Source organism: Spongiivirga sp. MCCC 1A20706 (assembly GCF_046524175.1).
In the GTDB taxonomy this organism is placed as follows: Bacteria; Bacteroidota; Bacteroidia; order Flavobacteriales; family Flavobacteriaceae; genus Spongiivirga.
The window spans coordinates 809,383-821,907 of the sequence record NZ_JBEFZF010000002.1; the positions used below are offsets into that span (position 1 = coordinate 809,383).

The window sequence follows — 12,525 nt, forward strand, 5'->3', positions numbered from 1 at the left end:
CAATCAAATCAATATTAAACAATAACCAAAATGAAAAAATCAGTAACCATTATCATTCTCTTTTTAATTGTGGTGTTATTTGGGGGATCGTTATACTACTTATATTCAAAAAACAACGAAGATCCCGTAGTATATGAAACCGAAAAACCTACAACGAGAAATATTGTAAAAAAGGCGGTAGCAACGGGTAGCATTTTGCCTTTGGAAGAAGTACTTATTAAACCAAACATTTCAGGGGTTATTCAGGAAGTGTATGTCGAAGGAGGCGATTATGTAAAAGAGGGCGACCTTATTGCCAAAATTCGGGTAATACCTAATCTTAATTCGCTCAATGATGCTAGAAACGGAATTAACACAGCAAAGATTAGTTTAGACAATGAAAAACGAAACTTTGAACGACAGCAGGCACTGTACGATAAGAGTGTTATCTCAAAACAAGATCTTGAGCGCGCGGAGGTTTCATATAAACAAGCACTGCAATCGTTCAATGCGGCAAATCAGCGCTATGATATCGTTAAAACGGGAAGTACAAAGGGTTTTGGAAGTGCCGCTAATACATTGATAAAATCGACCGTAGCGGGAATGGTTTTAGAAGTTCCTGTTGAGAAAGGTAATCAAGTAATTGAAAGTAATAACTTTAATGAAGGTACTACCATTGCTGCGTTGGCCGATGTAAATAAAATGATTTTTGAAGGAAAGGTAGATGAGTCTGAGGTGGGAAAAATAAAAGAAGGCTTACCGCTAGAAATTAAAGTAGGTGCTATCGAAAACACTACTTTTGATGCTGTATTAGATTACATCGCTCCTAAAGGTAAGCTAGAAAATGGCGCCATTCAATTTGAAATTAAAGGGACACTAAAAAAACAAGATTCTACGTTTATTCGTGCAGGCCTAAGTGCTAATGCAAGTATTATTTTGGCAAAAGCGAACGATGCAATTGCCATTAAAGAAGCCTTAGTTCAATTCGATAAAGAAACAAAAGCTCCCTTTGTAGAAGTGGCAACAGGAGCACAACAGTTTGAGCGCCGTGAGATCGAAATTGGTATTAGCGATGGACTTTACCTTGAAATAAAAAAAGGTCTCAGCGAAACCGATGAAATTAAGGTTTGGAACGAGATTGAAGAACCTGAAGAAGAAGGCGATAACTAATATTAGGTTGTTAGTATAGTTACAATCTTAAAATACTTTAACAAAACATTCACATAGCAGGTTGTAACATAACGCTGTCCCAATAGTCTTACATACCATAAACAAAGCTATGCTTAACGCTTAACATAGTTTTAATATAGTTCAAGAATACAATTGTGTAATCTTGCATTAACTAAATAACTGACCATGATTGAAATAAAAGATCTTCATAAGTCTTATATAATGGGGAGTAACTCCCTTCATGTTTTAAAAGGAATTGATTTTAATGTGGAAGACGGTGAACTGGTGGCCATTATGGGTTCATCTGGTTCAGGTAAATCTACCTTACTTAATATACTGGGAATGCTCGATGTTGCTGATGAAGGTAGCTACACTTTAGATAGTGTTCCAATCAAAAATCTTAACGAGAAAAAAGCAGCACAATATCGCAATAAGTTTTTAGGATTCATTTTTCAATCCTTTAACCTTATTAATTATAAAACAGCATTAGAAAACGTTGCATTACCACTTTATTACCAGGGAGTTTCTAGAAAAGAACGTCAGGAAAAAGCCTTAAAGTACTTAGGTCAAGTTGGTTTGGCAGAATGGGCTACCCATTTACCAAGCGAACTTTCTGGTGGACAAAAACAACGTGTTGCTATTGCTAGGGCAATGGCATCGGAACCAAAAGTATTATTGGCTGATGAACCTACAGGAGCACTTGACAGTACGACATCGTATGAAGTGATGGATCTTATACAGAAAATCAATGATCAAGGAAACACCATATTGGTGGTAACACATGAGGAGGATATCGCACAAATGTGCAAGCGTATTGTACATTTAAAAGATGGTATCATTGAAAAAGATGAAAAAGTCGAACAAGTAAGAGCATCACAGTATGTTTAGTCGCGACCGCTGGCAGGAAATATTTCAGACCATTTCAAAGAACAAGCTGCGAACTTTTTTAACCGGTTTCGCGGTGGCCTTGGGTATTTTCATTTTTGTGGTGTTGGTTGGATTTGGTAACGGATTGAAAAATACATTTCAAGAGTTTTTTCTTGATGACGCTACCAATACCTTATTCTTGTTTGCTGGTAAAACTACAAAACCGTATAAGGGTTTTAAATCTAATAGGTTTATTCAATGGGAAAATAGCGATTTAGATGATATTAAGAAGAATTTTCCAATGTTCTTGCAGTATATCACTCCCAGAATTACCAGAGGGGCTTTTGTGAAATATAAAAATGAATCTAATAACTATACGACAAGAGCCGTTTCGCCTGGGCATCAATACGTTGAAAAAACAATTATGATGAAAGGTCGATATCTAAATCAATACGATATCGAAAATCGGACTAAAAATGTTGTAATCGGACGTTTGGTTGCTAAAGATCTATTTAAAGATGAAGACCCTATTGGCAAGTATATTGATATGGGTGATATAGCTTGGAAGGTAGTGGGGGTTTTTCAAGATGATGGTGGAGATAATGAAGAACGGTACATCTATTTATCGTACACAACAAGGCAGCTAATTGAAAAAAATAATGACAAACTCGGACAGATTATCGTCGCTTTCAAACCTGAATTAGGCCATCAAGGCGGATTGGCTTTTGAGCGTTCTCTTTCTAAGTTCTTAAAGGATAAAAAAAATATTGCTCCGGATGATCAGGGAGGCATATTTATTAGAAACGTTGCTGATCAATTAAAACAAAACCAACAGTTTGCTACCGTGTTGCAGTGGATTTTTGGTACCATCGCTATTGGAACGCTGATATTTGGTATGATTGGGGTAGGTACTATTATGTTATTTGTGGTAAAAGAAAGAACAAAAGAATTAGGTATTCGAAAAGCACTAGGTGCAACACCAAAATCAGTAATAAACATGGTGCTTCAAGAGGCTGTTTTTATTACAACAATAGCCGGTTATGTAGGAATGTTCCTAGGGATAGGTGTACTTAGCGGAATTAAAGATTCATTGGATGAGTACTTTATAAAAAATCCTTATATCGGCATGGGTACTGCAATTTTTGCTACCATATTATTGATTCTTTTTGGGGCATTAGCCGGATTTATTCCAGCGAGGAGAGCAGCTAGAATCAAGCCGATTGAGGCATTAAGAGATGAATAATAACCTTTAAAAAAGACAGTCATGAAGTTACTTTTTAGTAGAGATGTTTGGAGCGAGATTTTTGCCTCAATAGGCAAGAACAAGCTTCGTACTACGATCACGATAGTAGGGGTTCTTTGGGGGGTATTTATTTATATCGGGCTTTCAGGTGCTGCAAAAGGGATGGATAATGGTTTTGAGCGCGCATTTGAAAATGTAGCGATGAACAGTTTATTTGCTTGGGCGCAAAGCACAAGTATGCCGCATGCGGGTTTTAAAACGGGAAGACCTTTACGTTTAAAAATGGAGGACGCAACCACCTTGCAGAACAGAATACCTGAAATTCAATATGTGGCACCCCGAAATGCAAAAGGCGTTTTTGATGGTAGTGGTGGAGCACAGGTCGTAAGAGGCCAAAAAACAGGAAATTATACGGTATATGGCGATTTACCAGTCTTCACGAAGATTGCTACTAAAAAAATCTATGATGGGGGTCGCTTTATTAATGATTCTGATATCGAAAATGCGAGAAAGGTTTGTGTAATTGGCGAGCGTACGCAACGCGAGCTTTTTGAAGAAGATGAAGACCCAATTGGGGGATACATTAGAATTGATGATATTTATTTTCAGGTAATTGGTGTACATAAATTTGTTCCTGGAGGAGGTTTTGAAAGTGATAGCGACATATTTATACCTTTTTCTACATATAAAAAACTATACAATACGGGGCAAAATGTAGACTGGTTTTCAATAGCGGCATATGATGATGCTAATGTAGTAGAAGTTGAAAAAGACATAAAAGCAGTCTTAAAAAGTATTCATAGAGTACACCCGGATGATGAACGCGCATTCGGTACATTTAACCTTGGGGAGATATTTAATAGAATAACAGGTTTTGCTAAAGGAATCAACTTCCTATCATTGGTAGTAGGTATTGCCTGTATTTTGGCAGGTGTTATTGGTATTGGAAACATTCTTCTAATATCAGTAAAAGAACGTACTAAGGAGCTCGGAGTTCGAAGAGCTTTAGGGGCAACACCTAGTGAGGTGAGAGGACAGATATTAATGGAAGCGGTTACACTAACTGTTTTAGCCGGAATTGTGGGTATAATTTTAGGAGCTTTCACACTTTGGGTGATTGATAAGCAAACGCAGGGAATCGATTTTCCATATACCAACCCAACGGTACCAATTCCTTATTTAATAGGAGCCTTTTTTATCATGATCATTTTGGGTACGATAATAGGTTTAATTCCTGCCCAACGTGCTGTTAGTATAAAACCAATTGATGCTTTAAGAGAAGAATAAACTAGATAACAACCTTATATAATTAAACGAATAACAATGAAAATTTTAAAATACATATTAATTGCAGTCTTTGTTTTAGGAGCATTATTTGCGGCGGCTTTCTTTATAAAGTCAAATAGCAAATCGCCTATTACATTTAAAACTGAAAGTCCGTTTAAAACCAGTATAGAACAAAAAACGGTAGCAACGGGTAAAGTCGTACCAGAAGAGGAGGTTGAAGTAAAACCTCAGGTAACAGGTATTATTGAAAAAATATTTGTTAAAGAAGGTAAAGAGGTCCGTTCAGGAGATTTAATAGCTAAAATTAAGGTGGTGCCAAATGAGCAAGCATTAAATGGTGCTAGAGGACGCGTTAGAAATGCAGAAATTAATTTGAGAAATGCTAAAATCGATTTTGATAGAAATAAAGAGATTTTTGACAAAGGGGTAATTTCTCAACAAGACTTCCAGAATATTCAGTTGCGATACGATCAGGCAAAGCAAGAGTTAACCAATGCTCGTAACGATTTACAAATTATTCGCCAAGGATCTACAGGTGGTGCGCAAGCAATCACTAATATTCGTGCATCCGTAAAAGGTACAATTCTAGAAATTCCAGTGGAAGAGGGTGATCAGGTAATTCAGAGTAACAACTTTAATGCTGGTACTACAGTCGCTACTATTGCCGATATGAAAAAGATGATTTTTGAAGGTAAGGTAGATGAAGCTGAAGTAGGTAAACTAGAAGTTGGTATGCCGTTAAAAGTTAGCTTAGGTGCAATTGAAGATCAGGAATTTGAGGCAAAACTTAAGTTTATTGCACCAAAAGGAAACGAAGAGCAGGGTGCTGTTCAGTTTCGCATTGAAGGTGATGTGTATTTAGATGAAAACTTCTATGTACGTGCCGGCTATAGTGCGAATGCATCTTTGGTTTTGGAGAAAAAAGAAGATGTTTTGGCTATTAAAGAAGCCTTACTTCAGTTTGATAAAGAAACAGACAAACCATATGTTGAAATTCAAACAGGTGACCAACAGTTTGAACGTCGTGATATAAAAACAGGACTCTCTGATGGGGTAAATATCGAAATCCTTGAAGGCCTAAGTCAAGATGATAAGGTAAAAGTTTGGAATCAAACAGAGCCTAAGAAGAAAGATAGCGAGGAAGATGATGAAGCAGGCGAAGAAGTAGCCGACTAAATAGACAGAACAAAACTAAATAACTTAATAACCAAAATTGCCTCTTCATTATTCTCAAACAATGGGTTTTATGAATTGGTTCATCAATCAAAATCAATCATATAAAAAGCAAATCAATGAAAGTTAAATTAATAGGTGCATTTTTAGCGCTCTCTTTTACAATGTCCATGAACGCTCAAGTAAAGAAGTGGACATTGAAAGAATGTGTAGATTATGCTATTGAAAATAATATCACAGTCAAACAATCAGAGTTAAACCTAGAAAATGCAGAGGTGGATAAAAAAGGTGCAGTTGGTAACTTTTTACCAACAGTAAATGCATCAGCATCGCATTCGTGGAATATTGGTTTAAACCAGAATATTACTACAGGTTTACTTGAAAACCTTACAACTCAATTTACTTCTGCACGAATGGACGTTGGAGTTAGCGTATTTGCTGGACTACAAAATGTAAACCAGCTACATCGAGCTAATTTGGCAATTTTGTCTAATCAATATCAATTGGAAGATATTAAAGATGATATTCGTCTTCTGGTTGCTAATTCTTACTTACAGGTAGTTTTTAATCGGGAGTCATTGAAAGTGCAAAATGCGCAATTTGAATCTACACGACAGGATTTAGAGCGTACCAAAGAGCTTGTTGATTCGGGAGTAGTACCTAGAGGAGATTTATTAGAAATTGAGGCAACTGCAGCAACACTAGAGCAGAATATTGTGAACGCTGAAAATGCTTTGCGCCTTTCTAAAATTTCATTGGCTCAGGCTTTACTAATTACTGATTATGAGAATTTTGAAATTTCTGATGATGATTATCTCGTACCGACAACGGTAATTTTTGATAATAATCCAAAATCTATTTTTGAAAAGGCTTTGACGTTTAGAAATGACATTAAAGTATCTGAATTAGGCGTGCAAATCGCAGAAAAAGATGTGAAGATTGCTAAAGGTGGTATGTTGCCTTCACTTGATGCTTTTTACAGCTACGATACAAGAGCATCGAATAATGATATTAGAGTAGGGACAGATTTGACTGTTAATCCTGACAACCCCACTCAGCAAATTGGTACGGTTGAAGGAACAGGTCAAGCCGTTGTTGCTCCTAATTTTATTGCTACTCCAATTACTGAAAAAGCAGATCCTTACTTCGATCAGTTTAGTATTAATGATGGTCACCGTTTTGGTGCACGATTAAGTATTCCTATCTTAAATGGGTTCAGATCACGTAACAGTGTAAAAAGAAGCGAGATCGCATTGGAACGTGCGAAATTTCAGTTTGAGCAAGAAAAATTAAACTTGGAGACTACGGTTAATCAAGCGTATAATGATGCCTTAGGTGCAGGAAAGGCTTTTGAAGCAGCGCAGAAAACGTTGCAGGCTAGACAAACAGCTTTTGAATATTCTCAAGAACGTTTTAACGTAGGGTTATTAAACTCTTTTGATTTTAATCAAACGAAGCAACGTCTTATACAAGCCGAAGCCGAGGTGGTGCGAACAAAATACAACTATATCTTTTTAACCAAAGTTTTGGAGTTCTATTTTGGAGTGCCAATAACCGATATAAATTAAATTCCGGATAATTATCTTTTAAACCTACAAGGTGTTTTTCATTGAAAGTATTGATGAAGAGAGACTCCTTGTAGGTTATTAATTTCAAGAGTATTTTTGCTTTATGGCGTACATCTTGAATATCGAAACAGCAACAACCAACTGCTCTGTCTCTGTCGGAAAAAAGAACAAAACGATATCGTTGGTCGAGTTAAATGAGAAAGGTTATTCTCATGCAGAGAATCTACATGTTTTTATCAAACAAGCAGTATCTGAAGCAGGCATTTTACTTAATGATTTAAATGCCATAGCCGTTAGTAAAGGTCCCGGCTCTTATACGGGTTTACGCATAGGTGTTTCAGCAGCCAAAGGTTTGGCTTTTTCACTTGATATCCCATTAATATCTGTAGCTACTTTAACTTCATTGGCATATCAGAATGCTACTAAAGCCGATTTTGTGATCCCTATGTTAGATGCTAGACGAATGGAAGTATATGCCTTAATTCATAATCAGGATCATGAGCCAATGGCAGAAACTGATGCGGTCATTATTGATGAAAATTCATTTCATGAGTATTTAGAAAAGGGCACCGTTTCTTTCTTAGGAAACGGAGCAGTCAAATGCGTTAGTGTGATACAGCATACCAATGCAATTTTTAACACTGATATACTGGTACCATCGGCTAAGGAAATGACAGCGCTGTCTTTCGCAAAATATGAGAACAATGACTTTGAGGACGTTGCCTATTTTGAACCTTATTATTTAAAAGATTTTATTGCAGGCAAGAAAAAAGCTTAGGCTTGTTTTTCTATTTCTACTGATGTTGGATATGGTATTTCAATACCTGCAGCATCTAGGGCCTCCTTACTTTTTTCAAGCGTATCGAAATATACATCCCAGTAATCTTCGACTTTTGCCCAAGGTCTTACAGCCATATTAATAGAGCTGTCCGCTAATTCGACAACGGTGACGGCGGGAGCTGGATCAGAAAGTACTTTCTCTTGATCCGTTAACACTTTTAGTAATACCTCTTTGGCTTGTTTCATATTAGTATCATAGGCAACACCAATAACATGGTCGATACGTAATTTTCCTTCGGCCGAGTAGTTAACAATATTACCATTCGACAAAGAACCATTAGGGATAATAATTAGCTTGTTTTGTGGTGAATTAAGCTTTGTAGTGAAAATTTCAATTTCTTTGACAACACCCAGTTCTCCTTGGGCTTCGATTAAGTCCCCAATTTTAAACGGTTTAAAGATCATAATAAGCACCCCGCCGGCAAAGTTGGCTAACGAACCTTGTAAGGCAAGACCGATTGCAAGACCAGCAGCAGCAATTATAGCTGCAAATGATGTAGTCTCAACTCCAAGTGTTCCTAAAGCAGCAAGAATTACCAGAGCCTTTAATATCCAGCCTATTAAGTTTGAAAGAAATTTTTGAAGGCTTTCATCATAGTTGGCTCTATCCATTAGCTTGCCTATGATTTTAATCACTTTACCAACAATCCAAGATCCTATGATCCAGATGGCAATAGCTGCCAACAATTTTGGGCCAAAATCTGTAACCAGATTAATACCTTTTTCGATCCACTTATCCATAATAAAATTTGATTTTCAGAAAGTTACAAAAAATGCATAATCCGAAAGTGAATATTACATGATAATTAATTTATGAGAACGTCTAATTGATTAATAGCATCTTTAACTTCTGTAACTGGAAGTTTACAGGCACCCTCTACACATACATATATCATGGTTTCGCCTTCAGTAAATCTATTTTCTAACAGATATAGGTCAGATTCGCCAATACTGCCAACAATCAATTTATTCGGAATATAGGTTTTATTGAGCTGGGCTATTCTTTCTTTCGCATTTTCGCCTACAATGGCCACTTCATAATATTCACCGACAAAGTTGAGCATTAAGTCCAACCAATTAGAATGACTAGTTGGGTATTGCGCTATATTGGGCTTTACACTGTTAAGCATATTGATAGCGGTAGTTTTGTATTGCTCATTGCCAAAATAAAGAGCAAGATCGTAAAGATTTTTAGCCATTATCGAGTTAGAGGCTGGAATTACATTATCTAGCTGTTCAATGCTTCGGCTTACCAATGCGGTATCTTCATCAGATGTAAAATAAAAAAAGCCGCTTTTATCATCATAAAAATGATCATAAGCATAGTTTGTTAGGTCTCTCGAAAGGTTCAACCATTGCATATCAAGTGTGGTTTCATAAAGAGCGATAAAGGCATTAATGGTAGCAGCATAATCTTCTAAATAACCGTTAATACTACTATTATCATCCTTATAAACATGGTACAAACCACCATCAGGTTTAAGCTGTTTAATTTTGATAAAGTTGGCATTTTTTAGTGCTATATCAAGATAATGCTGATTTCCAAAAACACGATATGCATCGAGATAAGCTTTTAGCATTAATGCATTCCAAGAAGTTAAGCTTTTATCATCTAAACGAGGACGCGCCCGTTTAGCCCGTACTTCAAAAAGTTTTTGTTTAGCGTGAGTTATTCGCTGTTGCAACGTATTAACAGTAATATTATGTTTTTTTGCTATCTCCGTTTCATCCTCATTACGAATTAAAACATAGTTTTTCTTCTCCCAGAACCCGTAGTTGTTAATGTTATAGTAGTCTTTAAAAAGGTCAAAGTCATTGGTTAGTATTTCTTCTAACTCTTCTTTTTTCCAGACATAGAAAGCCCCTTCTTCCAGTTCCTCATTTTCATCTAAACTATCGGCATCTAAAGACGAATAAAAGGCAAATTCATTACTCATTAACTCGCGCTCTACAAAAGCGAGACTTTCTTCTACAGTTCTTTTATATAATTCATTTTTTTCAACTAAATAGGCGTCGGCATACAAACTTACTAGTTGGGCATTATCGTACAACATTTTTTCAAAATGTGGTACATGCCATTTATCATCAACTGAATATCTTGAAAATCCGCCACCTACATGATCATAAATACCGCCATATGCCATTTTGGTTAAGGTGAATTGAACATACTTCATTAATTCTTGATCGTTTGTCTGATAGGCTTTACGCAACAAAAAATGATAGTTATTCGGCATCATAAATTTAGGTGCCCTGTTCAGGCCACCCTTTTTATTGTCAAATGAACGAGACCAAGAAGCAACTGCAGCATCAACATTTTCCAAAGAGAAACTGGCTTTTTCTGGATTGGGTTCAATTAGATCAAGACTTTTAATACCTTCTTCCAATTTTGAAGCATATTCGATCATCTTTTCAGGATCTTTCTGGTATAATTCAGAGATCTGATTAATTGTACGCATCCATTCTTCCTTTTTAAAATATGTACCTCCCCAAACTGGTCTTCCGTCCGGTAGGGCAATGATGTTTAACGGCCATCCGCCACGACCTGTCATTAACTGTACGGCATTCATATACACCTGATCTACATCTGGTCTTTCTTCGCGATCTACTTTAATATTAACGAACTTATCGTTCATGATTTTAGCAACCTCCTCATTTTCAAAGCTTTCATGCTCCATCACATGGCACCAATGACAGGCGGCATAGCCCACGCTTATGAGAAGCAATTTATTGTTGGTTTTAGCGTATTCCAGAGGTGCTTCTTTCCAAGCTTTCCAGTTCACTGGATTTTGAGCATGTTGTAATAAATATGGACTGGTCTCTTTTTTGAGGTCGTTAGTATTGGGATCAAACATATCAGATTTATTTTGCCCGTTACAAGCAAATAGTAATAAGAATAATGTATAAGTAATGCGCTTAATCATAAGCGTAAATATAAGCAATAGAGCAGGAGCTACCTCTAGGTTGTTATCGTATTTATGTTAAAATAAAAATGCCGGTTAGACTAACCGGCATTTTTATTTTCAAGTAGTTAAATTGATTATTTTACTTCGAAAGTAATTTTAAGATTTACGCGAAATTCAGTTACTTCGTTTCCACTTACAACCGCACTTTGATCGCTTACATAAACTGATTTTATATTTTTAACTGATTTTGAAGCCTGCTTTACTGCTTTCTTAGTTGCATCTTCCCAACTTTTGTTAGAATTTGATAATACTTCTATTACTTTTAATACTGCCATGATTTAAATTTTAACGATTAATAATTGTTAAAGTTACGCCTTTATAGAACCGATACATTTAAATATGAGAAAAAAAAGATCAAAAAAAACCTTTAATGGTCAAATTAATCGATAAAATGAACAAGTTAGCCATTTATGGCCTCTACCGTTTGCACTTTGTCTCCCATCATCTGCTTAAGCATATTCTCAATACCATTTTTTAACGTAAATGTGGAAGAAGGGCAACCACTGCAAGCACCCTGCAGTACTACTTTTACAGTTTTACTCGCTTCGTCATATTCTTGAAATTCGATATTGCCGCCATCCGAAGCTACTGCGGGTTTTACATATTCATCTAAAATTTCAACAATTTGTTTTGAAGTATCACTGAGGTTTTCAAATTGTTGTTTTTGCTCAACTTGTTTTTCAGGTTGAAGCTCAGGCGCATTTTCATCAATGATAGTTTTACCATCCTCAAGATACTGTTTGATGAATTCTCTAAGCGGAATGGTCACTTCATCCCAGTCTGCAACATCATATTTAATGACAGAGATGTAGTTTTCGTCAAAGAATAATTCTTTAACAAAAGGAAAACTAAACAAGGCGGTGGCCATAGGAGCATATTTAGCATCATCTATGCTTTTGAACTCCATATTATTCAGCACAATCTTTTTATTAGCGACAAATTTCATTGCAGCTGGATTGGGTGTGCTTTCGGCATAAACCGTTACTGGAATCTTCTTTTTTGAATCGCTAGTGTTCTCATTTACAATTATACCACCATCATTGAGGTATTTTTCTATTTGTTGCGCCACTTCCTCCTGAACATCAGGCCAATTGACAATGTTAAATCGTTCAGCAGCAACGAAGTTGCCAGAAATGTATATCTTTTTTACAAAAGGAAGGTAGAAAAGTTGTTGGGCTAAGGGACTGTTCTGCGCCTCATCAATATTGTTATATTCGTAGCTAGTATGTTTTGTTAAAAAGTGATTGGCTTCAAACTTGACGATAGCAGGATTGCTAGTTTCAGATACCGTTATGGTGTAATTACTCATTGCAAATTTCTTTTTGCAAAAATACGAAAAAGCCCAGGGCTTTATTGAAACAATTGGCAGTCGATTTATGTGTTTTGACTTATTTATTTCATCTTAAAACAACAAAATAGGTAGTATTGTCGTTAT

General features: G+C 36.2%; 11 protein-coding genes. 7 read left to right on the top strand and 4 right to left on the bottom strand.

Annotation, left to right across the window (positions count from 1 at the left end; genetic code table 11):
* The first annotated feature begins 30 nt into the window (after window positions 1–30).
* The 7 genes from ABN763_RS07800 to tsaB all read left to right on the top strand — a co-directional run bounded on the left by ABN763_RS07800 (window position 31) and on the right by tsaB (window position 8,065).
* Window positions 31–1,149 carry an efflux RND transporter periplasmic adaptor subunit gene (locus ABN763_RS07800; protein ID WP_410484883.1) on the top strand — a complete coding sequence of 373 codons (1,119 nt, stop codon included), beginning with the start codon at window positions 31–33 and terminating at the stop codon, window positions 1,147–1,149.
* A 186-nt stretch (window positions 1,150–1,335) separates the two neighbouring features.
* Entirely contained in the window at window positions 1,336–2,037 is a 702-nt protein-coding gene (locus ABN763_RS07805; protein ID WP_410484884.1) for an ABC transporter ATP-binding protein, read from the top strand.
* Window positions 2,030–3,259, top strand: a complete 1,230-nt coding sequence (locus tag ABN763_RS07810; protein ID WP_410484885.1) for an ABC transporter permease — start codon at window positions 2,030–2,032, stop codon at window positions 3,257–3,259. Before ABN763_RS07805 ends, ABN763_RS07810 begins: the two co-directional genes overlap by 8 nt.
* Window positions 3,260–3,280: 21 nt before the next feature.
* Window positions 3,281–4,546 (top strand): ABC transporter permease, encoded by a 1,266-nt coding sequence (locus ABN763_RS07815; RefSeq protein WP_410484886.1) that lies wholly within the window; start codon window positions 3,281–3,283, stop codon window positions 4,544–4,546.
* Between the two features lie 36 nt (window positions 4,547–4,582).
* Window positions 4,583–5,722: an efflux RND transporter periplasmic adaptor subunit gene (locus tag ABN763_RS07820; protein ID WP_410484887.1), complete on the top strand. Its 1,140-nt coding sequence runs from the start codon at window positions 4,583–4,585 to the stop codon at window positions 5,720–5,722.
* A gap of 116 nt (window positions 5,723–5,838) precedes the next feature.
* Window positions 5,839–7,287 carry a TolC family protein gene (locus tag ABN763_RS07825; RefSeq protein WP_410484888.1) on the top strand — a complete coding sequence of 483 codons (1,449 nt, stop codon included), beginning with the start codon at window positions 5,839–5,841 and terminating at the stop codon, window positions 7,285–7,287.
* A gap of 103 nt (window positions 7,288–7,390) precedes the next feature.
* The gene (gene tsaB / locus ABN763_RS07830; RefSeq protein WP_410484889.1) at window positions 7,391–8,065 is read left to right on the top strand and encodes a tRNA (adenosine(37)-N6)-threonylcarbamoyltransferase complex dimerization subunit type 1 TsaB; all 675 of its coding nucleotides are present in this window, start codon (window positions 7,391–7,393) and stop codon (window positions 8,063–8,065) included.
* Here the strand turns inward: tsaB and ABN763_RS07835 are convergent.
* From ABN763_RS07835 to ABN763_RS07850, 4 genes are all read right to left on the bottom strand, one after another.
* Window positions 8,062–8,868 carry a mechanosensitive ion channel family protein gene (locus tag ABN763_RS07835; RefSeq protein WP_410484890.1) on the bottom strand — a complete coding sequence of 269 codons (807 nt, stop codon included), beginning with the start codon at window positions 8,866–8,868 and terminating at the stop codon, window positions 8,062–8,064. The two genes, tsaB and ABN763_RS07835, sit on opposite strands and share 4 nt — an antisense overlap.
* Window positions 8,869–8,933: 65 nt before the next feature.
* The gene (locus ABN763_RS07840; RefSeq protein ID WP_410484891.1) at window positions 8,934–11,048 is read right to left on the bottom strand and encodes a thioredoxin domain-containing protein; all 2,115 of its coding nucleotides are present in this window, start codon (window positions 11,046–11,048) and stop codon (window positions 8,934–8,936) included.
* 116 nt (window positions 11,049–11,164) lie between these two features.
* On the bottom strand, window positions 11,165–11,365 hold the full coding sequence (locus ABN763_RS07845) for a dodecin family protein (protein ID WP_410484892.1): 201 nt from the start codon (window positions 11,363–11,365) through the stop codon (window positions 11,165–11,167).
* A gap of 125 nt (window positions 11,366–11,490) precedes the next feature.
* Entirely contained in the window at window positions 11,491–12,399 is a 909-nt protein-coding gene (locus tag ABN763_RS07850; RefSeq protein ID WP_410484893.1) for a NifU family protein, read from the bottom strand.
* Between the last annotated feature and the right edge of the window lie 126 nt (window positions 12,400–12,525).